Source organism: Streptomyces sp. NPDC007875, from assembly GCF_042868035.1.
Classification (GTDB): Bacteria; Actinomycetota; Actinomycetes; order Streptomycetales; family Streptomycetaceae; genus Streptomyces; species Streptomyces antimycoticus.
Genome location: NZ_JBIADZ010000012.1, coordinates 61,598 through 84,976 on the forward strand (window position 1 = coordinate 61,598; position 23,379 = coordinate 84,976).

General features: G+C 71.1%; 24 protein-coding genes. 9 read left to right on the forward strand and 15 right to left on the reverse strand.

Features of this window, described 5'->3' with window-relative positions:
* Nucleotides 1-32 precede the first annotated feature (32 nt).
* From ACFYOY_RS24735 to ACFYOY_RS24760, 6 genes are all read right to left on the reverse strand, one after another.
* Nucleotides 33-2,564, reverse strand: coding sequence for an ABC transporter permease (locus ACFYOY_RS24735; RefSeq protein ID WP_351888096.1), 2,532 nt, complete (start codon nucleotides 2,562-2,564; stop codon nucleotides 33-35).
* A 95-nt stretch (nucleotides 2,565-2,659) separates the two neighbouring features.
* Nucleotides 2,660-3,427: an ABC transporter ATP-binding protein gene (locus tag ACFYOY_RS24740; RefSeq protein ID WP_351888099.1), complete on the reverse strand. Its 768-nt coding sequence runs from the start codon at nucleotides 3,425-3,427 to the stop codon at nucleotides 2,660-2,662.
* 241 nt (nucleotides 3,428-3,668) lie between these two features.
* The gene (locus ACFYOY_RS24745) at nucleotides 3,669-4,319 is read right to left on the reverse strand and encodes a response regulator (protein WP_388589629.1); all 651 of its coding nucleotides are present in this window, start codon (nucleotides 4,317-4,319) and stop codon (nucleotides 3,669-3,671) included.
* Nucleotides 4,316-5,611: a sensor histidine kinase gene (locus ACFYOY_RS24750; protein WP_388589632.1), complete on the reverse strand. Its 1,296-nt coding sequence runs from the start codon at nucleotides 5,609-5,611 to the stop codon at nucleotides 4,316-4,318. Before ACFYOY_RS24750 ends, ACFYOY_RS24745 begins: the two co-directional genes overlap by 4 nt.
* Nucleotides 5,612-5,629: 18 nt before the next feature.
* On the reverse strand, nucleotides 5,630-5,869 hold the full coding sequence (locus ACFYOY_RS24755; RefSeq protein ID WP_351888107.1) for a hypothetical protein: 240 nt from the start codon (nucleotides 5,867-5,869) through the stop codon (nucleotides 5,630-5,632).
* A gap of 69 nt (nucleotides 5,870-5,938) precedes the next feature.
* Entirely contained in the window at nucleotides 5,939-6,727 is a 789-nt protein-coding gene (locus ACFYOY_RS24760; RefSeq protein WP_208519152.1) for a serine protease, read from the reverse strand.
* 767 nt (nucleotides 6,728-7,494) lie between these two features.
* On the opposite strand from ACFYOY_RS24760, the gene ACFYOY_RS24765 reads away from it, so the two are divergent.
* Nucleotides 7,495-8,781 carry a cytochrome P450 gene (locus ACFYOY_RS24765; protein ID WP_351888111.1) on the forward strand — a complete coding sequence of 429 codons (1,287 nt, stop codon included), beginning with the start codon at nucleotides 7,495-7,497 and terminating at the stop codon, nucleotides 8,779-8,781.
* Nucleotides 8,782-8,837: 56 nt separating this feature from the next.
* Here the strand turns inward: ACFYOY_RS24765 and ACFYOY_RS24770 are convergent, their stop codons facing one another.
* Entirely contained in the window at nucleotides 8,838-9,053 is a 216-nt protein-coding gene (locus ACFYOY_RS24770) for a 4-oxalocrotonate tautomerase family protein (RefSeq protein ID WP_351888114.1), read from the reverse strand.
* Between the two features lie 61 nt (nucleotides 9,054-9,114).
* Nucleotides 9,115-9,882, reverse strand: coding sequence for an SDR family oxidoreductase (locus ACFYOY_RS24775; protein WP_351888116.1), 768 nt, complete (start codon nucleotides 9,880-9,882; stop codon nucleotides 9,115-9,117).
* A 196-nt stretch (nucleotides 9,883-10,078) separates the two neighbouring features.
* Between ACFYOY_RS24775 and ACFYOY_RS24780 the strand changes: the two genes are divergently transcribed.
* Nucleotides 10,079-10,942: a helix-turn-helix transcriptional regulator gene (locus ACFYOY_RS24780; RefSeq protein WP_388589637.1), complete on the forward strand. Its 864-nt coding sequence runs from the start codon at nucleotides 10,079-10,081 to the stop codon at nucleotides 10,940-10,942.
* 203 nt (nucleotides 10,943-11,145) lie between these two features.
* Complete coding sequence (locus ACFYOY_RS24785) at nucleotides 11,146-12,027, forward strand: aldo/keto reductase (RefSeq protein ID WP_351888122.1); 882 nt, start codon at nucleotides 11,146-11,148, stop codon at nucleotides 12,025-12,027.
* 82 nt (nucleotides 12,028-12,109) lie between these two features.
* Here ACFYOY_RS24785 and ACFYOY_RS24790 read toward each other — a convergent pair whose 3' ends face one another.
* From ACFYOY_RS24790 to ACFYOY_RS24800, 3 genes are all read right to left on the reverse strand, one after another.
* Nucleotides 12,110-12,775: an SDR family NAD(P)-dependent oxidoreductase gene (locus ACFYOY_RS24790; protein WP_351888125.1), complete on the reverse strand. Its 666-nt coding sequence runs from the start codon at nucleotides 12,773-12,775 to the stop codon at nucleotides 12,110-12,112.
* Between the two features lie 103 nt (nucleotides 12,776-12,878).
* Complete coding sequence (locus tag ACFYOY_RS24795; RefSeq protein WP_351888128.1) at nucleotides 12,879-13,256, reverse strand: DUF2255 family protein; 378 nt, start codon at nucleotides 13,254-13,256, stop codon at nucleotides 12,879-12,881.
* Nucleotides 13,257-13,384: 128 nt separating this feature from the next.
* The gene (locus tag ACFYOY_RS24800) at nucleotides 13,385-13,978 is read right to left on the reverse strand and encodes a TetR/AcrR family transcriptional regulator (protein ID WP_351888131.1); all 594 of its coding nucleotides are present in this window, start codon (nucleotides 13,976-13,978) and stop codon (nucleotides 13,385-13,387) included.
* Between the two features lie 136 nt (nucleotides 13,979-14,114).
* Between ACFYOY_RS24800 and ACFYOY_RS24805 the strand changes: the two genes are divergently transcribed.
* The 3 genes from ACFYOY_RS24805 to ACFYOY_RS24815 all read left to right on the forward strand — a co-directional run bounded on the left by ACFYOY_RS24805 (nucleotide 14,115) and on the right by ACFYOY_RS24815 (nucleotide 16,687).
* Nucleotides 14,115-14,885 (forward strand): SDR family oxidoreductase, encoded by a 771-nt coding sequence (locus tag ACFYOY_RS24805; protein ID WP_351888134.1) that lies wholly within the window; start codon nucleotides 14,115-14,117, stop codon nucleotides 14,883-14,885.
* Nucleotides 14,886-15,196: 311 nt separating this feature from the next.
* Nucleotides 15,197-15,805: a 3'-5' exonuclease gene (locus ACFYOY_RS24810; protein ID WP_351888137.1), complete on the forward strand. Its 609-nt coding sequence runs from the start codon at nucleotides 15,197-15,199 to the stop codon at nucleotides 15,803-15,805.
* Between the two features lie 126 nt (nucleotides 15,806-15,931).
* Nucleotides 15,932-16,687, forward strand: coding sequence for a dienelactone hydrolase family protein (locus ACFYOY_RS24815; RefSeq protein ID WP_351888140.1), 756 nt, complete (start codon nucleotides 15,932-15,934; stop codon nucleotides 16,685-16,687).
* Between the two features lie 54 nt (nucleotides 16,688-16,741).
* Here ACFYOY_RS24815 and ACFYOY_RS24820 read toward each other — a convergent pair whose 3' ends face one another.
* A complete protein-coding gene (locus ACFYOY_RS24820) occupies nucleotides 16,742-17,644 on the reverse strand; it encodes a serine hydrolase (protein WP_351888143.1) in 903 nt (300 codons plus the stop codon).
* Nucleotides 17,641-18,543: a LysR family transcriptional regulator gene (locus tag ACFYOY_RS24825; protein ID WP_351888146.1), complete on the reverse strand. Its 903-nt coding sequence runs from the start codon at nucleotides 18,541-18,543 to the stop codon at nucleotides 17,641-17,643. The genes ACFYOY_RS24820 and ACFYOY_RS24825 overlap by 4 nt, the downstream gene beginning before the upstream one ends.
* Nucleotides 18,544-18,714: 171 nt before the next feature.
* Here ACFYOY_RS24825 and bla point away from each other — a divergent pair, with 171 nt between their 5' ends.
* Nucleotides 18,715-19,674 carry a class A beta-lactamase gene (gene bla / locus ACFYOY_RS24830; RefSeq protein ID WP_351888149.1) on the forward strand — a complete coding sequence of 320 codons (960 nt, stop codon included), beginning with the start codon at nucleotides 18,715-18,717 and terminating at the stop codon, nucleotides 19,672-19,674.
* Between the two features lie 38 nt (nucleotides 19,675-19,712).
* Here bla and ACFYOY_RS24835 read toward each other — a convergent pair whose 3' ends face one another.
* Nucleotides 19,713-20,465 carry a sulfite exporter TauE/SafE family protein gene (locus ACFYOY_RS24835; RefSeq protein WP_388589645.1) on the reverse strand — a complete coding sequence of 251 codons (753 nt, stop codon included), beginning with the start codon at nucleotides 20,463-20,465 and terminating at the stop codon, nucleotides 19,713-19,715.
* A gap of 93 nt (nucleotides 20,466-20,558) precedes the next feature.
* Between ACFYOY_RS24835 and ACFYOY_RS24840 the strand changes: the two genes are divergently transcribed.
* On the forward strand, nucleotides 20,559-21,482 hold the full coding sequence (locus ACFYOY_RS24840; protein ID WP_351888155.1) for a LysR family transcriptional regulator: 924 nt from the start codon (nucleotides 20,559-20,561) through the stop codon (nucleotides 21,480-21,482).
* A 24-nt stretch (nucleotides 21,483-21,506) separates the two neighbouring features.
* Here the strand turns inward: ACFYOY_RS24840 and ACFYOY_RS24845 are convergent, their stop codons facing one another.
* Entirely contained in the window at nucleotides 21,507-21,956 is a 450-nt protein-coding gene (locus tag ACFYOY_RS24845) for an Rrf2 family transcriptional regulator (protein WP_351888158.1), read from the reverse strand.
* A gap of 177 nt (nucleotides 21,957-22,133) precedes the next feature.
* On the opposite strand from ACFYOY_RS24845, the gene ACFYOY_RS24850 reads away from it, so the two are divergent.
* Nucleotides 22,134-23,252 (forward strand): NADH:flavin oxidoreductase, encoded by a 1,119-nt coding sequence (locus tag ACFYOY_RS24850; protein WP_351888160.1) that lies wholly within the window; start codon nucleotides 22,134-22,136, stop codon nucleotides 23,250-23,252.
* Nucleotides 23,253-23,379: the final 127 nt, after the last annotated feature.

Here is a 23,379-nt window from a genome sequence, read left to right on the forward strand (position 1 = left end):
GCCGCTCCCGCCCGGTCCGCCCGCGACGCGCCTCAGTCCGCCTTGAGGGCCGTGAGGACGTTCAGCCGGGCCGCGCGGCGGGCGGGCCAGAGTCCCGCCACCACGCCGACGAGTGCGGCGCCCGCGAGGGCCACGGCGATGCGGCCCCAGGGGATGACCATCTCGTACCCCTGGATGCTGTCAGAGGCGAGCCTGCCCGCGGCCCAGCCGAGGAAGATGCCCGCGCCGATGCCCAGAAGGGCCCCGAACAGCGAGATGAGGACGGACTCCAGGTGGATCATCCGCTTGGTCTGCTCGGGCTGAAGCCCCACCGCGCGCAGCATCCCGATCTCACGGGTGCGCTCGAACACGGACATCGCGAGGGTGTTGACGACTCCCAGGACGGCGATCACCACGGCCATGGCCAGCAGCCCGTACAGGACGTTGAGCAGCAGGGTGATGGCCTCGCCGCCGGCGGACTCGGCCAGGTCGTCGGTGTTCCGCAGCCGGATGAGGGGGTTCTGGTCGAGGGCTCGCTGCAGGGACCGCCGTACCGTTTCGCCGTCGCCGTCCTTGGTGTGCACCAGGACCGAGGTGTCCTCGATCTCCTTCAGATGGGGCTGGAGGGTGGCCAGCGGCATCATGGTGGCCGGGAGGAATTCGTCGTTGCGGTAGATGCCGCCGATCCGCAGGGTGCCCCGGCTGCCGTCTCCGTAGACCACCGGCACCCGCTGGCCCATGGTCCATCCGTAGATGTCGGCCGTGGAGGTGTCGATCAGCAGGTTCTTGCCGCCGTCGGCACCCAGTGCCGCGAGCGACCCCGATGCGAAGCTCGGATCGAGGAGGTCGCCGATGCTCCGGGGGTCCACACCGGTCAGGTTCACCTCGTCGCCGCTGATCCGGACGGCACTCTGGCGCTGCGGGCTTGAGGAGGTCACGGCCGTGGACTTCGCCAGGGTGTCATGGACCGACGCGGGCAGGTGGCCGCTGCTCCTCGACGAGATCTCGAAGTCGGCCGTGACGGTGTTCTCCGCCCGCTGGTGCAGCGATGTCGTGGCGGACACCGCGACCACGGTCAGGCCGGTGACCATGGACAGCCCGATCATCAGGGCCGAGGCTGTGGAGGCGGTGCGCCGGGGGTTGCGCCGGGCGTTGCGCGGGGCCAGCGTGCCCGGGACCCCGAAGCGGCGCAGGAGGGGGCCGACCAGGGCGATGGCCGGGCCGGAGAGCGCGGGGGTCACCACGATGATGCCGATGAGCAGCAGGACGGCCGGGAAGAGGACGGTGGTGCGGCCCTGCTCGCCGCTGGACGCGGTGTACAGCACGCCGAGCACACCGATCACGATCAGTGCGACACCGATGGCGTTGCGCCTGCGGAGGCTGCGGGCCGGCGGGGGTGCGTGGAGCGCGGACATGGCGGCCACGGGAGGCACGGCGGCGGCGCGGCGGGCGGGCAGATAGGCGGCGAGCATGGTGACGACGACGCCCACCAGGAACGAGACGAGTACGGTGCCCGGGGCGATGACCAGCGGCCCGTCAGGGAAGCCGGATCCGGTGGACGCGAACAGCTGCCGGATGCCCATGGCCACGCCGATGCCGAGGAGGAACCCGGCGGCCCCTGCGCACAGCCCCAGCAGGGCGGCCTCGATGAGGACGGAGCGAGTCACCTGGCGGCGCTCGGCGCCGACCGCCCGCATCAGGGCCATCTCCTGCGAACGCTGGGTGACCAGCATGGTGAAGGTGTTCCCGATGACGAAGATGCCGACGAACAGGGCGATGGCCGCGAAGACGAGCAGCACCTGGCTGAGCCCATCCGCCCCCTCGGCGGCCTCGGCCTGCTGCTGCTCGCGCAGTTGCGCCCCCGTGCTGATCTCGGAGTCATCGGGCAGCAGGTCGCGCGCCTCGGCCGCGAGCCGCTCCTCGGAGGTGCCGCGGTCGGCCTCGATGGAGACACCGTCGTAGTGACCGGGCTTCAGCAACAGCTTCTGCGCGGTGGCGTCGTCGAAGAGCACCGAGGTGCCGCCGGAGCCGGAGGTGTCGTCGGTGCGGACGATGCCGACGAGTTTCTTGTGCAGCACCGGTCCGTCGACGGCCAGCCGGACGGTGTCGCCGACCTGGTAGCCGCCCTGGTCGGCGGTGCTGGTGTCCACCAGCACCTCGTCGGGCCCGGTGGGAGCGCGTCCGGCGGTCAGCGGGTGGCGGTTGTCCTTGCCGTCGGCCTGGGGGAAGTAGTTGCCCGCCATGGTCACGTCGTCCTCGCCGAGGGGGTGGCCGTCCTTCGCGGCCACGGCGGCGAACCCTTCGACGGAGCCGGTCACGGACGCCACGCCGGGCAGCCGTTGCAGACGCCGCAGTGTGTCCTCCCTCACGGTTCCGGGCTCACCGGCCTTCTCGTCGAACGGCGGTGTGGCCTGCACCGAGACATTGCGCAGGGTGGTGAGGTAGCGCTCCTTGTAGGCGTTGCCGACGGTGTCGGTGAAGACGAGGGTGCCCACGACGAAGGCGACGCCGAGCAGAACGGCGAGCATGGTCATCAGCAGGCGGGCTTTGTGCGCGAGGACGTTGCGCAAGGCGGTGCGGAACACGGGCGGCCTTCCGGGAGGGTGCCGGGCGAGAGGTGCTAGGAGAACGGGACGCGCGTCAGGCGCGGGGCGTCTGCCTCAGGCGCGGTGAGCGGGCGTCAGACCTGGTGCGCCGGCGTCAGGCGTCCCATGCGCTCCAGCACGGCCTCGGCGGTGGGCGCGTGGAGTTCGTCGACGATGCGCCCGTCGGCGAGGAAGACGACACGGTCCGCGTAGGAGGCGGCGACGGGGTCATGGGTGACCATGACGACGGTCTGGCCCAGCGCGCTCGTGGAGCCGCGCAGGAACTCGAGGATCTCGGCCCCGCTGCGGGAGTCCAGGTTGCCCGTGGGCTCGTCGGCGAAGACGATGTCGGGCCGCCCCGCCAGCGCGCGGGCGACGGCGACGCGCTGCTGCTGGCCGCCGGAGAGCTGACCGGGCCGGTGGCCGAGCCGGTCGGCCAGGCCGACGGTCTGGATGATGCTCTCCAGCCAGGCCCGGTCCGGCTTACGGCCGGCGATGTCCATCGGAAGCGTGATGTTCTCGACGGCGCTCAGCGTGGGAAGCAGGTTGAACGCCTGGAAGACGAAGCCGATGCGGTCGCGGCGCAGCCGGGTGAGCTGACGGTCGTTCAGGGAACCGATCTCCGTGTCGCCGAGGCGGACCGAGCCGAAGGACAGCGAGTCAAGACCGGCCATGCAGTGCATCAGGGTGGACTTCCCCGACCCGGACGGACCCATGATCGCGGTGAACTGGCTCCGGACGAAGCCGACCGTGACCCCGTCGAGGGCCACCACACGGGTGTCCCCCGTGCCGTACACCTTGGTCAGGTCGGTGGCGTGGGCCGCGTAGCTCTCCGGGGCGGAAGGGGGCAGGTTTGCGTGCATGCCGATCCTCGGTGGACGCTCGATGGATTGCCCCTCGTGGCAGAGGGTGCCGCCGCTGATGGCGACGTCCATGAGCCTCCCGCTCGGCCACCCGCCGGCGGATCCCCCGAACATCCGGCACCGCATCCCCCGATCGGGGGAGATCGCCGCGGCACCGCCATTCCGGCCGGACCGCCATTCCGGCCGGACCGCGATGACGGCGGACCGCTTTTACGGCGGGAGCACTCTTACGGCGGGACCGCTATTCGGCACGCCCGGTGCGGAACGCCCAGGCCGCGACCTCGACCCTGTTGCGCAGGCCCAGCTTCGCCTGGCCCGACCCCAGATGGGTCTTGACCGTGCTGGGCGCGATGTACAGCTCGGCGGCGATCTCCGGGTTGGTCAGTCCGCGGGCGATGCCCTGGATGACCTCCTCCTCGCGGTCGGTCAGCGGATCGGCCGGCTCGGATGCGCCACGCCGCCGCGCCTTGGTGAAGTGCTGCAGCAGACGGAGGGTGATCTGCGGGGCGACCATGGCGTCCCCGCGGACGGCCGCCCGGACCGCCTCGGTCAGCAGCGCAGGACCGGCGTCCTTGAGGAGGAAGCCCGACGCTCCGTTCGACAGCGCCGTATACACATATTCGTCGAGGTCGAAAGTGGTGACCACGACTACTTTCGGCGCTCCGGGATGACCGCCGCCGGCCAGTCGGCGGGTGACCTCCAGACCGTCGGGCGGGGGCATCCGGATGTCCACGAGACACACGTCCGGCCTCCTCTCACGGGCCAGCGACAGGGCCGAGGCCCCGTCCGCCGCCTCAGCCACCACCTCCATGTCGGACTCGGCCGACAGCACCATGCGGAATCCGGCCCGCACCAGGTGCTGATCGTCCGCGACCAGGATGCGTATGGTCATGCCGTCCTGCCCTCCCGTAGCCGCAACCCGGATCGTACGGCCTGACGCCCGCGTGCACGGGCGTCCCGCGACGCCTCGTCGGGGTACAGCGGTACGGAGGCGTGGACACGCCACCCGCCTTCGGGGCGGTGCCCCGCCTCGAAGGCGCCGCCGAGCAGCTCTATCCGCTCCCGCATGCCCATGATGCCGAAGCCGCCGCCGAGCCGGCCGAGGCTGCCGCGGTGTCCTGACGGGGAGCCTTGTCCGTCGTCCTCGACGACCAGTTCGGCGTGGCGTGCCGCGACCCGGGCGGACACGTCCACCGACCGCGCCCCGCGCGCATAGCGCTGGGCGTTGGTCAGGGCTTCCTGGAGGACGCGGCTCAGCCCGCCGGTGACCTCCGCGGGAACGTCCTCCGGCAGGTCCCGGCCGAGGTCCAGCCGGATCGGCAGTCCCGTCGCCCGTGCCTCGTCGACGATGCGGGTCAGGACCTCTCCGAGGTTCTCCGGATGCCGCGGGGTCTCGTCACCGCGCATCGATCCGACCAGACGCCGCATCGACGTCAGCGCCTCGCCGCCCGCGTGCTCGACGGCCTCGAGCATCTCGTTCAGCATCCGCGGGTCGGGGGTGCCCCGGCCGGTGACATGGCGCACGGCCTGCAGCTGTACCACGATCGCGGTCACCTGATGGGCCACGGTGTCGTGCAGGTCCCGGGCGAGCGCCAGCCGTTCCTCCTGTCGCACCAGCTGTCCGGTGCGCTCCTGCTGGGCGTCGTAGAGGCGCAGCACCAGGCCGCAGACGAAGGCCAGGGCCAGCACCAGCAGGGTGTTGTCGGAGAAGTCGCCCGGATTCGAGTCCCGCAGCACCGGGACGGAGTACACGCTGACGCTCACCGCCGCCACGGCCACCAGGGCCCACCGGGGCGTGCAGCGGCGCACCGCCACGGCGAGGAGGAACAGCAGGCCCATGAGTTCGCTGCCGCTGCTCTCGCTGGTCACCATGTTGACCGGCAGCAGGTGGTAGACCGCCGTGGCCACGAAGGTGCCGGCGCAGGCCACCAGTACGGCCGTCGGGACCCATCGGACCTCGCGCACCACGGCCAGCACGGCCATCGCCCCGGCCAGGGCTCCGGAGCAGACCGGCACCCAGTCCCCGACGAAGGACTCCGTGTCGAAGGTCGGGTTGAAGACGATCCGTTCCCGCATGTCCTCGTAGACGGAGAAGAGGAACAACAGCGCCAGCGCCAGGATCAGGATCCGCCCCGGCCAACGTCGGTAACCGGCGCGCCGGCCGGTGGACAGAGCTATTCGCACCCGCGCCACCCTACGCACCTACGGCGGCGATTGCCCGCCGCCCGCGGGCGGGTCGGTGGGCATGGGCGCGGGCCGGGCGTCGCGCACCCGCTCGGGTGTCCAGTACGAGGGGTCCGGCGGATCGGCCCGGTGGGTCCGCGGGGTGTCCGGGGCGGGGGGATCGCCGGTGTCCTGGCCCCGGGCGGTGACCGCGAGGGCCGCGACGATGCCGGTTGCCGCGATCGCCGCGGTGAGGAGGGCTGCAGTGAGCGGGCGCATGGCGTTCTCTCCCGATGCCGGAGGCCGGGACCCCTGGGTGCGGGGCCCCGGCCGAGTGCGGTGTGGTGCTCAGCCGTTGGCGGTGTTGTTGTAGATCGTCTGGATCTTGTTGTCGAAGTAGGGGCTGTCGATGTAGGCGGGCGGATCGGTCCGGGTGCTGGTGACTCCGATCTCGGTCCCCAGGCCCGTCGTCTCGTTGTAGTCCCGCAGCCAGGGGCCGCCGCTGGCGCCCTCGACCATGGTGCACCCGTTCTGCACCCGGGAGCCGTCCTGCCACGTGCCGATGTTCTGGCACACGTAGGGCACCTCGCCGTCGTAGCCGAAGGCGGCCGGGTAGCCCCAGACGGTCACGGTGTTGACGTACCCGTAGTTGTAGCCGAGCCCCATGCCGCCGACGGTGTTGACCAGCTTGCTGGAGCCGTTGTCCCAGACGTTGGCCACGCCGATGTCGTAGTTCAGATCACTGTTGTTGATCCAGCCGTTGAACGAGGTGAGCGTCTTGGCCGACCAGGTTCCGTACGGCCGGGAGCCGTTGTAGTAGGCGGGAACGAACACCCAGTTGGTGGCCCAGGTGCCGCCGGCGCCACCGTGGACGCAGTGCCCGGCGGTGAACACCATGTTCTTCGTGGGATTGTTGACCGCCGCGGCGGAGCAGGCGTAGTCGCCGCCGTTGGTCGGGTTGTGGAAGAAGACCTTCCCCTGCACGATCGAGGTCGCGATACGGACCCCGCGGGCCTTCTTCGAAGTGGTCGCCTTCTGCGGTTTCGCGAGCTGAGAGGGTTTGGCCGCCGCGTCGATGGCCGCCTTCCGGGACGCCTTGGCGTCGGCCGGCGTGTCGGCCTCGACGGCTCTGCGCATGCGCTGCGGAGTCCAGTAATTCTCGGCGGACTCAGCGGATGAGCGGGATGCCGCACTCTTGTGTGTGGACACCGCGGTGTCCTCGGTACGTGTGACGGTGCTGTGCGAGTCGGCGGACGCGGCCGCCGGAATCGTCAGGGCGAACGCGAAAACCATCCCGCTCGCCGCTAAAACGACCTTGCGTATCTGCACCAGTCCCCCCAAATTTTGATCGGGACAGGGAGCGGATGCCCCCGGTGAAATCCCGGCCGCACCGTATCGCGCGCTGAAGTGCGCACACCAAGGGCCTAGGGGTGGCGAGAACGGTATCCGGCCAGGCATTACGGGCGGGGCGGTACGGAAAATCGCTTCCCGGCCCCTGGGCTGCCCTCCCCGGCAAAAGCGGAATGGGTCTTGTACCGCATTGAACGAGGAATTCCGACGCGTCGACGCGCGTCAACGCACAACAAGTCCCACCACCGTCCCTGTGGCGACGGCCGCCCCACTCCCACAGTGTCCGGAATGCGCATTCGCATTTATCCGGCTGAATTCATGGAGGGGGCATTCATGTATGCACAGCAGCCCCGCACAGCACGATATGCACCGCCTACCGCAGCGGATACGGGAGCACGACGGACCGCCCGCCACCCCGCCTCGTCCACGACCCGCCCGGCGCACCACGGGGATCCGCCGGGGAATCGTCACCGCAGGGAAGTTGGCCTGACGCGATCACTTCGTTAGCCTCCCGGCAGCCCCGCAGATCCGCCGCTCCCGAGGAAGACAATGCAGTGACGAACCCCCAGGACGACCAGGACACGCAGGCCCCGCACCCCACACCGGACGCACCGCCCCCGGGCTGCCCCGCCCACGCCGCACGGCTGTACGGGCCGGACTTCCGGCGCCGGCCGGCCGAGACCTACCAGCGGATACGGCACGACAGCGGACAGGTCGCCCCCGTCCTGCTCGAAGGCGACATCGACGCCTGGTTCGTCCTCGGCTACCGCGAGACGCGCCAGGTGCTGTCCGACGTCGAGACCTTCGGCCGGGACCCGCGCCGCTGGAACGGCTGGGACAGCGTGCCGCCGGACTGGCCGCTCATGCCGTGGGTGGCGTACAGCCCGATGATGACCTTCACGGAGGGCGAGGAGCACCGGCAGCGCGCGACGGCCGCCAGCGAGGCCCTCGCCACGATCGACCCCTTCGTACTGCGCGGGCACTGCGAGCGCTTCGCCGACCAGCTGATCGACAAGTTCGCCGTGAGCGGCAAGGCGGACCTGGTGTACGACTACATCTACTCGGTGCCCACCCTCGCCACGGCCGAGCTGTTCGGCCTGTCCGACGACGAGGCCGGGCTGGAGGCCCTGGCGGGAGGGCTGACCGTCTCGTTCCTCTCCAACGAGGAAGCCATCGCCGGCCAGCAACATGTCGCCGCGTACGTGGCGGAGCTGGTGAAGGCCAAGCGCGAGGCACCGGGCCCCGACCTCACCTCGCAGTTCATCCTGAACACCCCGGACCTCACCGAGGAGCAGCAGACCGCCGACCTGATGGTGCTGATGGCGGCCGCGCTGCCGCTCACCTCGTACTGGATCGGCAACACCCTGCGGCTGATGCTCACCGACGAGCGCTTCGCCATGACCCTCTCGGGCAACCGCCGCAGCATCGGCGAGGCCATGAACGAGGTGCTGTGGGCGGACTCCCCGCTGCAGAACCTCATCGGGCGGTACGCCACCCGCGACACCGCCCTCGGGGGCCGGCGCATCCGCACCGGCGACCTCGTCATCCTCGGCCTGGCCGCCGCCAACGCCGATCCGCTGCTGTGGCCCGACACCCCCGTCGGCCACGGCGGGAACCACGCGCACGTCAGCTTCAGCGGCGGTGACTACGGCTGCCCGGTGGGCGGTCCCGAGACGGCCAGGATCATCGCGGAGACGGCGATCGAGGTGCTGCTGGACCGCGTTCCGGACCTGACCCTGGCGGTCGCGCCCGAGGAGCTGAGGTGGGTGGACTCCTTCTGGTACCGCTGCCTGGAATCGCTGCCCGTCACGTTCAGCCCCACGGCGGTCAACGGGGGCTAGCACCCGAGGCTCCCCCGGCGCCGAGCGGCGCCGGGGGCCGTGGGTGTCCGCAGGCGTCAGTGGCCGGGCGGCTGCTGGAGCATGGCGAGGGTCAGGACGTTGCCGCCGATGCCCCAGCCGCCGTCGGTGACCTCCTCGACCACGACCATGGTGTTGGCGCGGGCGCGCTCGCCGTAGATCTCGACGTACAGCTCGGTGGTGCGGGTGACGATCTCCTGCTTCTGCTTCTCGTCGAGGGATCCGGCGGGGACCTTGAAGTTCGCGAAGGGCACGGTCGTTCTCTCTTCTAGGGGGAAACGGGGTGGGAAAAGGTCGTGCGGGGCGCCGTGGCGGTCAGACGATGCCGCCGTTGGCGCGGATGACCTGGCCGTTGACCCAATGGCCGGCCGGGGAGGCGAGGAAGGCGACCACCTCGGCGATGTCGGTGGGGGTGCCGAGGCGCTCCAGCGGGGGCTGGGCCGCCATCCGGGCGATGGTCTCCTCGTCCTTGCCCTCGAGGAACAGGTCGGTGGCGGTGGGGCCGGGGGCGACCGTGTTGACGGTGACGTCCCGGCCGCGCAGCTCGCGCGCCAGGATCATCGTGACCGCCTCGGTCGCTCCCTTGCTGGCGCTGTAGGCGCCGTAGGCGGGCAGGGCCAGGCCCACGATGGACGTGGAGAAGGTGATGAGCGACCCGCCGCCGCGGATCCTGCGGGCGGCCTGCTGGGCGACGACGAAGGTTCCGCGGATGTTGGTGCGGTGCAGCGCGTCCAGCTCCGCCAGGTCCAGCTCGGCGATGGGGGCCAGGTACAGCCGGCCGGCCGCGTGGACGACGACGTCGACCCCGCCGTACTCGGACTCCGCGGTGTCGAAGAGCGCGGCCACCTGCTGCTCGTCGGCCACGTCGGCCCGGACGGCGACGGCCCGCCCACCGGCGGCGACGATGTCATGGGCGGCGGCTTCGGCCGGCTCCCGGTGGCCCGCGTATCCGACCACGACGGCGTATCCGTCGGCGGCCAGCCGCTTCACCGCCTCGTGGCCGATACCGCGGGAGCCGCCGGTGACGATGGCGACGCGGGGCCGGTCGGTGGGGTGCTGGGGCGCGGTTGCCTGGGGCAACATGGAGACTCCTGGAACGGTGTGCTGGCTGGCGGATGCCACATGGTGTGGCCGTGGCCCGGGGCGTCGGCGGTGTCGCCGCCGACGCCCTGTCGGTGTCTCCACTCTGGGCCCGGGTCGCCGGGCCAGCCAGGGCTGTCCCCACCCAGGGGTTGTCAGCCCCTGGCTCGGCTCACCGTCACAGGCGACCATGGGGGGCGTGAACCACTCCGAATTCGCCGCGTTCCTCAAGTCCCGGCGCGACCGCATCCGCCCGGCCGACGTGGGCCTGCCCACCGGTCCGCGGCGACGGGTGCCCGGATTGCGGCGCGAGGAGGTCGCCCAGCTGGCCGGGCTGTCCGCGGACTACTACACCGAGCTGGAGCGCGGACGCGGCGCTCAGCCCTCGGCCCAGGTGCTGACCGCCCTCGCCCGGGCGCTGCGGCTGAACGGCGACGAGCGCGACCATCTGTTCCACCTCGCCGACCGCCCCGTTCCCCCGGTGGCGCACGGCCCGGCCGCGCCGGTCCAGCCGGCCCTGCTCGGCCTGCTGGACCGGCTGGCCACCACCCCCGCCCAGGTCATCACCGACCTGCACCAGACCATGGTGCAGAACGAGCTGGCCGCCGCGCTGGTCGGCCGTCCCCCGGCGGTCCGCGGGCCCGCGGCGAGCTTCGTCCACCGCTGGTTCACCGATCCGGACGCCCGTGCGCTCTACCCGCCCGAGGACCACCCCCACCACTCCCGGGTCTTCGTCGCCGATCTGCAGGCCGTCGCCGCCCGGCGTGGCGGCGACACCGAGGTACGGCGGATGGTGGCCGCGCTGCGACGCCACAGCGAGGAGTTCGCCACCCTCTGGGACACCCACGACGTCGCCCTCCGGCGGACCGACCACAAGCGCATCGTCCACCCCGCACTGGGCGTCATCGAGCTGGACTGCCACTCCTTGTTCAGCGAGGACGGCCGCCAGCGCCTGCTGTGGTTCAGCGCCCCGCCCGGCACCGAAGGCGCCGCCCAGCTGGAACTTCTCTCGGTCATCGGCACACAGGACATGACGGCCGACGAGAACAGCACATCACCGTGATCCCCTGTCGTACGGCGCCGCGGCGGCGGCCTCCGGGGCAGGGCACGGCGCCCTGATCACGCCAACGTGGTGACGTTCGGGGTGCGGAGCGAGCACACGGCTCATCATCGGGAACCCCTGTCGCAGTACGAGCGGGCTTCACCCCGTGCCGGGGCACGGCACCGGCCGGGCCCGCCGGTCTCCGACGCACACAAGGATCCCGTATGACTGGACCAGCCCCTCTTCTGACCCTGAACAACGGCGTGCGGATGCCCACTCTGGGCCTCGGCGTCTACCAGAGCCCGCCCGACGAGACCATCCCCGCGGTGACGACCGCGATCGAGAACGGCTATCGCCTCATCGACACCGCGGCCGCTTACGGCAACGAGAAGGAGGTCGGTGAGGGCATCGCCCGCTCGGGCATCGGCCGCGAGGACATCTTCGTCATCACCAAGGTGTGGATGACCGACTACGGCTACGACGCCACCCTCCGCGCCTTCGACACCAGCCTCACCAAGCTGGGCCTGGATCATCTCGACCTGTATCTGCTGCACTGGCCGGCCCCGTCCGCGTTCGACACCACGGTGGCCTCGTACAAGGCGGCCGAGAAGCTGCTGGCCGACGGCCGGGTGCGGGCCATCGGCGTGTGCAACCACACGCCCGCACACCTGACGGATCTCATGGCGCGCACCGATGTCGTGCCCGCGGTGAACCAGGTCGAACTGCATCCGTTCTTCAGCCAGCCCGAGCTGCGCGCCTTCGACGTCCGCCAGGGCATCGTCACCCAGTCCTGGTCACCCATCGGCGGCGTGAACCGCTACGGGGGCGAGAGCCCGGACAAGGTCAGGGATCCGCTCAAGGAACCCACCATCACCGGCCTCGCCGAGAAATACGGCAAATCCCCGGCCCAGATCATCCTCCGCTGGCAGGTCGAGCACGACCTGTGCGCGATCCCGAAGTCCGTCAAACCGCACCGCATCGCGGAGAACATCGCGATCTTCGACTTCTCCCTCACCCCCCATGAGGTGGCCGCCATCGACGCGCTCGACACCGGAGTGCGCGGCGGTCCCGACCCCGACCATGTCGGGCCCGACACCTTCTCCTGAGACACCGCTTCTCCTGAGACACCACGCGGGGCGGCCACCGGGCCGCCCCGCACAGCTCACGGGACACCTCCCCCGGACCGGGTCAGGAGTCCAGGTCGTCGGCGAAGTGCCGGAAGCCGTGGCGATCCTGGTGCAGGGTCCACAGGGTGTCCGCCAGCACGGCCGGGTCCTTCTTGTCGTGCCCGGGAACGATCGCGCCCGGAATGATCAGCTGCGCCACGTGGATGCCGTCGTCGACGAGGGTGTCGTGCAGCAGCCGGCCGTACGCGCTCTCGGCGGCGAAGGCGATGGAGGTGCCCGCGCGCTCGGGGTGCGGCACCACGGCGGTGCCTCCGTTGACGAAGAGCACCGTGCCGCGGCCCAGGGCGCGCATACCGGGGAGCACCTGCCGTACGGCGGTGACGGGACCGTACACGGAGAACTCCAGCGGACCCGCGAGGTCGTCGGCGGTGGTCTCCAGGACCGGCAGCATGAATTCCCGCTGCGGCACCGGGCTGTACTGCAGGACCTCGACCGGCCCCAGAGCCGTGGCCGCGGCGTCCAGGGCGGCGGTGAGGGCCTTCGGATCGCGTACATCGGCGGCGAAGCCGCGCGCGGTCACACCCTCGCCGGTCAGGCCGGCGGTCAGGGCGTCGAGCCGGTCCTGGTCGCGGGAGATGAGGGCGGTGTCGTAGCCCTCACGGCCGAAGCGGCGCGCGACGGCGGCGCCGAGACCGGGGCCGGCTCCGATGATGGCAAGGGTGGTCATGAGTTCTCCGAGTGCTCGGGCGCCTCAGGGGCCGGGGTGTCGCGGTGGCGGGGGGTGGCAGGGTGTGGTGAAGGCGGTTGTCGGTGGCCGGCCCCGCTCGTCGTCACCGGGGCACAAGCCTCAGCGTCGTGGCGCGCGCCGTGTCCGCGACCATGGGCTCGACGTAGGTTCCGCTGTAGCGGCTGTACTTGGAGCGATACGCGTCGTCGACCCGGTCGTTGACACCGGGGTCGCCCTCATCGATCAAGGTCACGTCCCGGTCCACGCCGCCGGAGCGGATGTGGCCCTCGTGGCTCCCGTGCGCGGTGCGCCACCAGGAGCCGTCGGTGCCGCGGTAGGAGCGGACGTAGAGGTCGTCGCCGTCACGGACGACCCAGATCGGCACCGCCGTACGCGGTGTGCCGTCGCCCCGCAGCGGCGCCATTTCCAGTTCGTCCGTCGTCGCGATCCGGTTGAGTTCGTCGCTCGTCCATGTCGTCATCGTCTGCCTCCTTCACAAGTAACCGAAAGGGGAGAATTCCATCTCGGGAGGAAAGCAACCAGGGAGAGAACCCTCCCCCTGGGCGGCCGGCGAACGATGCCCCACCGACCAGTATGCCGAGCGGGAGGTCACCCGGCGAGGGCGGCGAACGCCTCGTCCAGGAGGGCGGTGAGGTCCGGGCGGCCGTCGGAGGCCGTCCAGTGGTCGAGGGCGATGTTCAGGCAGCCCAGTGCGGCGGCGGCCTTCACCGACAGGGCCAGGGCCGTGGGACGCGGAGCGTCGCCGGGCCGCTCGGCGAGGGCCCGGGCCAGCATGGGCCGCCAGCCGTTCTGCTTCTCCAGCAGCCGGGCACACAGGGCGGGGGTGTTCCGGACCAGGCGGGTCGTCGCGAGGGCGCTGACCGGGTCCCGGCGGTGGTACGCGATGACGACGTCCAGTGCGCGCCGCAGCGCCGTCCAGTCGTCCTCGCCGACGGGCCCGGCCCGCAGGGCGTCGGCGGCCCGCTCGCCGTAGGCGTCGAAGGCGCTGAGGACGGCCTCTTCCTTGCTGCCGACGTAGCGCAGGAAGGTGCTGCGCGAGACACCGGCGGCGGCGGCCAGGTCGTTGATGGTGACCTTCTCGAAGCCCTTGCTCCGGAACAGGCCGGACGCCACCTCGGCCAGCTCGGCCCGGATGGCCGCTCGCGCGATGTCTCTCGTGCTCGTACGCGCCGTTCCGTTCACCCCGCGATCCTACCGCCGACCTGAACCACGATCGCAGTGATGAGATCCGCACCCTTCTATGACACCGAGTTCCATGCTAGGAATGCTGCTTCACGGCGATCCTTCGGTTCCAGACCTCTGTGAGCGGGAGAGCGGCATGCGGGGACTTCAGGGCAAGAGGATCGTCGTCGCGGGCGGCGCCACCGGGATCGGCGCCGCCACGGCCGAGCGGCTCGCCGAGGAGGGCGCCTCGGTCGTCGTCGGCGACATCAACCTCGTGGGCGCGAAGGCCACCTCCCAGCGCATCGCCGAGGCCGGCGGCACCGCGGTCGCCGTCGCGTTCGACCTCGCCGACGAGGAGTCGATCGGTGCGCTGGTCGACCGGGCCGCCGCCGAGTTCGGCGGGATCGACGGCCTCTACAACGTCGGCGCCGACCTCTCGGACGACCATCTGGGCCGGGACACCGACCTGCTGGAGATGGACCCGGCACTGTGGCGGCGCACCCACGAGGTGAATCTGCTCGGCTACGCCCTCACTTGCCGGGCGGTCATCCCGCGACTGCTGGCCCAGGGCGGCGGCGTCATCGTCAACACCTCCTCCGGCGCGGCCTGGGGAGGGGAGCCCCGGCGTCCCGCGTATGCCGCTTCCAAGGCCGGGATCAACGCGCTGACCCGCCATATCGCCTCCCGGTGGGGCAAGGAGGGCATCCGCTGCAACGCCGTGGCGCCCGGGCTGGTCATGGGCGACACCCAGAAGCAGCGGGACGACCAGCGGCTGCAGGCCATGGCGCTGAAGATCGCCCGCAGCCCGCGGCTGGGCGAGCCCGTGGACGTGGCCGGCACCGTGGCCTTCCTCCTCTCGGACGACGCCGAGTGGGTCAACGGCCAGGTGTGGTCGGTCTGTGGCGGCATGAGCCTGCGCGACTGAGCCTCCCCCGAGAGCCGGTCTCTGCCAGGGCGCTCTACGGCGACCTACGGGGGTACTGGACGGCTCCGGCCCCGCGTACTGGGTGGCGAGCTTGCCGGACTGGGCGCGCCGGGCGGCGGGGCAGTTCCCGCACCGCCTTGCACCCGGCGTTCGGACGCCGTTGGGCGGCAATCTGGCCGCCGTCTTCGGCCTCGACATCGCTCAGCGGCCCACCGGGATCCCGGCCCGGGAAAGGCATTCGGAGAGGAGTAGTCTCCTGCGCAGCGGCTCGTACGGTTCGTTCGCCCCACACCAAAACGAGGAGAGACCGGTTGTCGACGTTTGTCGTGTTCGACCTCGAGTTCACCTCATGGCCGGGATCGCTCGAGCAGGATTGGTCGGAGCCGGGGCAGCTTCGCGAAATCGTCCAGATCGGCGCCTTGCGCATCAGCACCGGTAATTCCGCTGACGACCACTCCGTCATCGAGGAATACGAGGCACTGGTCAGACCGGTGGTCAACCCGCGGCTGTCCCCGTTCTTCACCGGCCTCACGGGCATCGACCAGGAAACCGTGGACCGCGGGGGAGTCGCCCCCGCCGAGGCGCTCAGTGACTTCCTGGCGTTCTGCCGGGGGCAGTCCGTGCTCTCCTACGGCAACGACATGGTCGTCCTCGGGGAGAACGTGGGATGGGCCCGGGCGCGCGGGGAGGAGATCAAGAACGGCTTTCTCGCCGCCGACTTCCTGAATATCCGCCCATGGCTGAATACCGTCGCACCGATAACGGCATCGGCCAACTCCGGTCGGCTATGGGAAGCGCTCGGCCTGCCCAAACCCGTGGCAGGCAGGGAGCATTCAGCGCTCTTCGACTGTTATTCGATCGTCGCGGCGATCAGACACCTATGCGCCGGTGGGGCCGTCCTGCCCGAGGGCTGCCTCTAGCGATGGAGCGAATCGGCCATCGCGGGCGTGTCGTCCGACGCGCCCCGGTGAGCGGCACGATGGCCCGGAGATCTTGGTCGGCGGCGCTCATGCGCGTCGTCCGGCATGTCAGAAAGGAACCCCCTTATGACCGCAGTGCGCGGAACAGCCGTCGACATCCCCACCCGGGACGGGATCGCCGATGCCTATCTGGTCCATCCCGACGACACCGACCGCCCCCCGGCTGTTCTGCTGTACATGGACGCCGTTGGCCTCCGACCCCACCTGCGGGGGATGGCCGACCGTCTGGCCGCGGCCGGTTACACCGTGCTGGTGCCCAACGTCTTCTACCGCCACGGGCGCGCTCCCGTGGTGGAGCTGCCCGACTTCATCGACGTCGCGGCGCGCCCGGAGATCTTCCAGGACATCCTCCCGATCATGCAGGAGCTCACTCCCGAGCGCGCGATGAGCGACGCCGGCACCTATCTGGACTGGCTGGCCTCCTGCCCGCAGGCCACCGACGGGCCCGTGGGCCTCACCGGCTACTGCCTCGGCGCCGGGTTGGCCCTGCGTACCGCCGGAAGCTACCCCGACCGCGTTGCCGCGGCGGCCGGTTTCCACGGCGGCAACCTGGCGACCGAGGCACCGGACAGCCCGCACACGGTGGCCGGACAGGTCACCGCCGAGCTGTACTTCGGGCACGCGGACCAGGACCACTCCCTTCCGCCCGAGCAGATCGAGCGCCTCGACAAGGCCCTCACCGAGGCCGGTGTCCGCCACCGCGCCGAGGTCTACACCGGTGCTCAGCACGGCTACACCCAGGCCGACACCGTCTCCTACAACGCCGAGGCCGCCGAACGCCACTGGGAGGCCCTGCTCGACCTCTTCGGCCGCACCCTCTGACCATGGCTGGTGACCAGCCGCCTCGGGCTGGTCACCACCCTCCGGCGACCGGGCCTAGAGCTGCCGGAGATGGTCACGCAGGGTGCGGGCCACCTGCGCCATGAGGGCGTCGGCTCCGGGCTGGGTGCTCGCGGGCACGAGTGACTCGGTGAGCACGGCGATGGCGAACGCCTGACCGTCGGAGTGCTCGACGATGCCGATCTCATGGCGGAGGTTGAGGAGGGTGCCGGTCTTGGAGGACCAGGTGGTGGCGTCGGAGCTGAAGTCCGGGGCGAGCCGGTGCCGCAGCATGTTGTGGGCCATGAGGTCGCGCACGTGCAGCGCCACGTCAGGGTGGATGTTCGACGGTGCCCACAGGGCCCCGAGCAGGTCCACCCAGGCGCGTGCGCTGCCGGTGTTGGCGCGGGTGGTGTCGAGTTGCGGCACCCGGTGGCCGCGGCCGCTGGTCCCCGCGTCGATGGCCAGGGCGTGGGCGAGATGCACCTGCTCGGCGTCGAAGCGCTCCACGGGCGTTTCGGTCAGTTCGCGCATGCCGTGCCGGACGGTGATACCACGCAGCCCGAGTTCCTGGAGGATGTCGGCGACCTGGGCGGGCGGGGTGAGGTCGAACAGCGCGTCGGCCGCCGTTCCGTCACTCACACACGTGCTCAGGTAGAGCAGATCCTCGATCGCGATCCGGGCGGGGTGGCGGAATCGGCTCAGCCCGGTGGGGCCGGGCGTGGTGATCCGCCCCGGGGGCACGTCGAGCAGTGTCGCTCCGTCGAGTTCGCCGCGCCGGATGCGCTCCGCCGTCGCCAGCGCGAGCGGGACCTTGACCAGCGAGGCGGACGGCAGCTGGGTGTCCGGGTCGATCCCCAGCTCGTCCCCGGTGTGAAGATCCCGTACAAGCAGGCAGCCGTGCAGTCCGCCGTCGCGCAGCTGCTCGCGCAGATCGCGCAGCAGTGTCTCGGTGCTCACGCTTCCGTTCCTTCCTCGGTGTCCGCCCGGGTGTCCGCGCCGAGGCAGCGGGCGATGGCGCCGCCCAGGCGCCCTTCGATGGGCTGCGGATTGCCGTCCGCGGCGGCGGCGAGAGCGAACCCCCGGCCGAGCGTGATCTCGCCGATGGGCCGCCACCTCAGGGCGAGTTCCGCGGCCTGCGCGGGAGAGCACAGCAACAGGTCGTGGGTGCACAGGACTTCGGCGGCCGCGGCCGTCAGGTCGGTGGCGGCCACGAGTTGGGCGGGCCGCAGACCGACCGCGTCGCGCAGCCGGGTCAGCGGGTCGCGGATGTGCGGCACATCGTCCTCCGGCTGGATCCAGATGCGGCGGGCCGGACCCGGAGCGGCCCGGCCGACCCGCAGCGTTTCGAGATAGACCCGCCGCACACCGGGATCCCGGACTCCGGCCAGCCCGAGCGGCACGGACCACGTGGCCTCGTCCGCGGGCACCGCGAGCAGGGCGGCCCGCACCTGCTGCGCGTGGATGAGTTCCAGGCGCTGCGCCGGCGCCGCCACGCGGAGATCGAGCGTGATCCCGTGCCCGCGTGCCTCGGCGACGAGTCGGGCGAGACCGGCGGTGGAGCAGATGCCGGGCACCGCGAGCCGCCACGGCTTGCGCTTGGCGGCCTCTGCCTCGTGCAGCAGCACATCGGCCGCCTGGACGAGTTGTCTGGCCACCGGCAGCATCTCCCGCCCGAAGGGGGTGAGTGCGGCCCGCCGTGAGGTGCGTTCGAAGAGCTGCTCACCGAAGCGCTCCTCCAGAGCGGCCACGCGACGGCTGGCCACCGACTGGGACATCCGGGCAGCGGCCGCCCCGACGGTGAAGCTTCCACGCTCGCTCACGCTGACGAACGCTCGGCACGCTCCCACCAGATCCACATCCGCACCCTATGCCAGATCGGCATGAAAGAGCGCATGAGCGTATTGGACCGCATAGCCGCCCGACGGCGAAGGTGATTCCGATGCCCACGGCCGCGCCCCGGCGAGGGGCCCGGTCGTTCCATCCCCTGTGCCCCCTGCGTGACGGGGGCCCAACCGGAGGTCAGGATCATGCGATTCCCCCGTGCCCGGCACACCGCCCTCGGCGCGCTCGCCGCGCTCACGCTTCTCGTCCCGCTGACGGCCTGTGGCCAGGACGGATCCTCGGACTCATCGGGGTCGTCGAGCGCATCGGGCTCGCCGTCCGCGTCCACGGATCTGGCGGCGAAGGCGGGCAAGGACGCGGCGTCGTTCACCGGCGAGTTCAGGAAGCTGGAGCGCTCCTACGACGCGCGGCTGGGTGTCTACGCCATCGACACCGGCACCGGACACGAGGTGACCTATCGCGACGGCGAGCGGTTCGGCTACGCCTCCACGTTCAAGGCGCTGGAGGCCGGTGCCGTGCTGCAGAAGGTCAAGTTGGGCGGGCTGGACCGGGTGATCAAGTACTCCAAGGACGATCTCATCGACAACTCCCCCGTGACCGAGAAGCACGTCGACACCGGGATGAGCCTGGGCGCGCTGTGTGACGCCGCCGTCCGCTACAGCGACAACACGGCGGCCAACCTGCTCTTCGACGAGCTCGGCGGGCCCAAGGGCCTCGACGCCACGCTCGAGAAGATGGGCGACGACGTCATCCAGATGGAGCGCATCGAGCCGGAGTTGAGTCGTTGGGTCCCCGGTTCCACACGGGACACGAGCACCCCGCGCGCGATGGCCAAGGATCTGCGCGCGTTCGTGCTCGGCGATGTCCTCGGCAGCGGAGAGCGCGCACAGCTCACGAAGTGGCTGCGGACCAACACCACCGGGGACGCGCTCATCAGGGCCGGGGTGCCCAAGGACTGGCAGGTCGGCGACAAGACCGGAAGCGGCAGCTACTACGGTGGCCGCAATGACATCGCGGTGGTGTGGCCGCCCGACTCCGCTCCCATCGTCGTGGCGATCATGTCGAACCGCGGTGACAAGGACGCCAAGTCCGACGACAAGCTGATCGCGGACGCGGCGCATGTCGTGGCCGACACGCTGTCGTAGCAGCCCCCTATGCTCCTCCACGGGGCCGGGCCACCCGCTCAGCCCCGGAGGAAGTACAGGACGGTCATGGTGACGGCGGTGGTCAAAACGACGCTCCGCAGCAGCCACGCGGGGAGACGACGGGCGACGTGCGCTCCGGCCACCCCGCCGGCCACCGCGCCGACCAGCATGGTGATGAGCACAGACGGTGCGCTCAGCGCGTCCGAGGCGATGAGGAACAGCCCGGTCGCGCTGAGGTAGATGGCCGTGAGCTGGGCGACCCGCATCGGGTTGCCGGCCGAGGTGTCGAGGCCGAGGCCGATGCTCCACACGGCCAGCATCATGATGCCTACGGCACCGCCGAAGTAGCCGCCGTACACGGCGAGGAGGAACTGCCCGATCAGGACGGCCCGGGGGCTCATGCCGACCGCATGGCCCTTCGCGTCGCTCACCACACGGGAAACGTGGCGCCCGAAGGCGAGGACCACCGTGGCGAAGGCGAGCAGCCAGGGCACCGCGGCGTCGAACGACACCGCGGGCAGCGTCAGCAGCAGACCGGCACCGAGCCCGCCGCCGATCACACTGACCACGGTCAGCGCCCGCGTGGACGTGCCCCCGACCGGGGCGAGGTCGCGCCGGTACACCCACGCGCTCGCCACGGTCCCGGGCACGAGGGCCACGGTCGAGGACGCGTTCGCCGTCACGGGGGACAGACCGGCCGCGACCAGGGCGGGGAGCGCCACGAACGTGCCCCCGCCGCCGACGGCGTTCAACGCCCCGGCGGCCACGCCCGCCAGCAGAACAATCACCATCTCCGACACCCGCAGAGCATCGCCCCCCGGCCCGTGGGCGCACAATGCGTGATCCACGTAGCCTGCGAAAGGCTGTGCCATAGGCTCGACAGGGTGCGTTATGACCTGGACGACCTGCGGCTCTTCCTTCACATCGTGGCGGAGGGCTCGATCACGGCGGGCGCTCGCCGGATGCATCTGAGCCTCCCGTCGGCCAGCGCCAGGGTGCGCTCGCTCGAGCACCACGCGGGCGTGGCCCTGCTGATCCGTGGTCGTCGGGGGGTGCGCCCCACTCCGGCGGGGACGGCGCTGGCCCGCCACGCACGGGATGTGCTCGCCCAGACGGCGCGCCTCGAAAGCGCCGTGGCGAGCTACGCCCGGCCCCCGACCGCGCCACTGACCCTGCTGGGCGGCGGCTCGGCGATGCATCACCTCGTGCCGCGGGCCCTGGTCTCGTTCCTCCGCGCGCACCCGGACGTCGATGTGACGGCGTCCGAGAGCCGCACCCCACGGACCGTGCGGCTGCTCGCCGACGGCGAGGCGGACCTGGGCGTCGTTCTCGACACCGAGGCCCGCGACTGCGGTCTCGCCATGGAGCCCCTCTGCGATGACTCCCTGGTGGTGATCGGCCAGTCCGGCGGGATCCTCGCGGGGCGCACCGCGGTGGCATACAGCGAGGTCGCCGAGCACCCGCTCGTGGGGCTCGACGCCGGCTCCTCGCTGCGGCGCTCGATCGAGAAGCACCTGGGTCCACACGCTCCGGCGGTGCGGTACCGCACCACCGTCGCCCACCTGCCCACCCTTGTCTCCCTCGCGGCCGCCGGTGTGGGACTCGCGCTCGTGCCACGCCGCGCCATCGCCCCCGGCCGGCCACTCGATGTGTGCGAGCTCCAGGATCCCTGGTCACGCCGCACCCATCTGCTGGCCTGGGGCGAGAAGGCGCGGACCTCGTCCACCGCCACCGCGGCGCTCGCCGAGCACCTGCGCCGGGCGGCCGTGTCCGAGCCGGAGTGGGGCGCGGGCGTTCCGGCGATGTGAACGCGGGGGCCCGGGGGAGCCCAATCAGCGCTGTCGCGCGCATCCCGCGTCGAGGCGGCGCAGTTCCAGCACACTGTCCGCGAGCGTGCGGTCGCCCAGCGAGTCGAGCACCGCTTCCTCGGCCTCCGCGGTGAGCGCGGCGAAGTACTCACCGGCGTGTGCGGTCACCTGGCACACCGGCTCCACTCCGGGCGAGCAGGCCCACAGGGGCTTGTCGCCGACGGCGCAGCGGTAGATCTCCGCAAGGGTGATCCGGTCGGTCGGCCGCCCCAGCCTGGCCCCACCGGTGCGGCCCTTGACGCAGACGACCAGCCCCTCCTCCGTCAGCGGCACGAGGAGCTTGCGGACCAGGCTCGGGTTGGTGTTCAGCACACGGGCCAACTCGGCGGAGCTCAGCGGTGCGGAGTCGTCCTCGGCGGCGACCGCGAGGAAGAGCATCAGCTGCAGCGCACGGGAGAACCGGATGTCCAACAAGGTCTCCACCTCCGCGCGCAGATCGTGGCACAGCCTACTCGACGGTGCCGTTCCACCGTTTCCCTAAAGTGCAATCGATACAGTTGCAGTTTACGCCACAAAAACTGTACCTTTCAGATTCACACTTTCGAGCTCCGGGGAAGCCACCCCGGAACGACACGGCAGGAGAGCGACACGGTGAACACCCGCGTGGCCACGGCACTGTCCCGCCCGTTCGCACTGGGTTCGGCCAAGCTGCCGAACAGGATCGTCATGGCACCCATGACCCGCGGACACTCCCCCGATGGCATCCCCGGTGAGGACGTCGCCGCCTACTACGCGCGCCGGGCCGCGGCGGGGACCGGCCTGATCATCACCGAGGGCACCACCGTCGACCACCGGTCCGCCGGTTTCCTGGACGGCGTTCCCCGGTTCCACGGCGAGGCGCAACTCTCCGGATGGCAAAAGGTCGTCGACGCCGTGCACACCCACGGTGGCGCGATCATGCCCCAGCTCTGGCACGTGGGAATACAGCGGCCCGCGGGAGCGCCGCCGTTCCCCGACGCCCCGTCCGTGGGACCGTCCGGGATCGCACTGGACGGCACGCCCGGAGCGGGCGGGACGATGACCCTCGCCGACATCGACGACGTCATCAGCGCCTTCGCCAAGGCCGCACGGGAGGCCGAGCGGATCGGTTTCGACGGCGTGGAGCTGCATGGCGCACACGGCTATCTCATCGACCAGTTCCTGTGGGAGCGCACCAACCGGCGCACCGACGGCTACGGCGGCGACCTGGCCTCGCGCACCACGTTCGCCGCCGACCTGGTGGCCGCCATCCGCGAACAGGTCGCGCCCGGCTTCCCCGTCGTCCTCCGGTTCTCCCAGTGGAAGTCCGAACACTACGACGCCCGGCTCGCCGAGAGCCCCAAGGAACTGGAAGCCGTGCTCACCCCGCTGGCGGAGGCCGGGGTCGACGCGTTCCACGCGTCCGGACGCCGCCACTGGCAGGCCGAGTTCCCCGACACGGGATCGGAGCTGAACATCGCCGGATGGGCGAAGAAGGTCACCGGTAAGCCGGTCATCACCGTCGGCTCGGTCGGCCTGGACACCGCCTTCCAGCCCGGCTCGCTCTCCGGTGCGAACGCGGCCGTGGACTCCATCGAGGGGCTCCTCGAGCGTCTCGAGCGGGACGAGTTCGACCTCGTCGCGGTCGGACGCGCACTGCTCGCCGACCCTCAGTGGGCCGAGAAGGTCCTGAACGACCGGATGAGCGAGCTCATTCCGTTCAGCCAGGAGTCGGTGGCGTCCCTGCACTGAGCTGAGCCCCGCTCGGGTGACGCAGCAAGGAGGGAGTCGGCGCCGACCGGCACGGGGGAATCCGGTCGGCGCCGAGCACGGGGTGTGGCAAGTAGTTTAACATTTCACCACCGCCCCGCATTCCCGG

Bases quoted from the DNA above. Each gene is read 5' to 3' on its own strand.
- ACFYOY_RS24740 (WP_351888099.1), bottom strand. From the start codon at position 3,427: ATGCACGCAAACCTGCCCCCTTCCGCCCCGGAGAGCTACGCGGCCCAC.
- ACFYOY_RS24745 (WP_388589629.1), bottom strand. From the start codon at position 4,319: ATGACCATACGCATCCTGGTCGCGGACGATCAGCACCTGGTGCGGGCC.
- ACFYOY_RS24755 (WP_351888107.1), bottom strand. From the start codon at position 5,869: ATGCGCCCGCTCACTGCAGCCCTCCTCACCGCGGCGATCGCGGCAACC.
- ACFYOY_RS24760 (WP_208519152.1), bottom strand. From the start codon at position 6,727: ATGCGCAGAGCCGTCGAGGCCGACACGCCGGCCGACGCCAAGGCGTCC.
- ACFYOY_RS24775 (WP_351888116.1), bottom strand. From the start codon at position 9,882: ATGTTGCCCCAGGCAACCGCGCCCCAGCACCCCACCGACCGGCCCCGC.
- ACFYOY_RS24785 (WP_351888122.1), top strand. From the start codon at position 11,146: ATGACTGGACCAGCCCCTCTTCTGACCCTGAACAACGGCGTGCGGATG.
- ACFYOY_RS24790 (WP_351888125.1), bottom strand. From the start codon at position 12,775: ATGACCACCCTTGCCATCATCGGAGCCGGCCCCGGTCTCGGCGCCGCC.
- ACFYOY_RS24795 (WP_351888128.1), bottom strand. From the start codon at position 13,256: ATGACGACATGGACGAGCGACGAACTCAACCGGATCGCGACGACGGAC.
- ACFYOY_RS24805 (WP_351888134.1), top strand. From the start codon at position 14,115: ATGCGGGGACTTCAGGGCAAGAGGATCGTCGTCGCGGGCGGCGCCACC.
- ACFYOY_RS24815 (WP_351888140.1), top strand. From the start codon at position 15,932: ATGACCGCAGTGCGCGGAACAGCCGTCGACATCCCCACCCGGGACGGG.
- bla (WP_351888149.1), top strand. From the start codon at position 18,715: ATGCGATTCCCCCGTGCCCGGCACACCGCCCTCGGCGCGCTCGCCGCG.
- ACFYOY_RS24835 (WP_388589645.1), bottom strand. From the start codon at position 20,465: ATGGTGATTGTTCTGCTGGCGGGCGTGGCCGCCGGGGCGTTGAACGCC.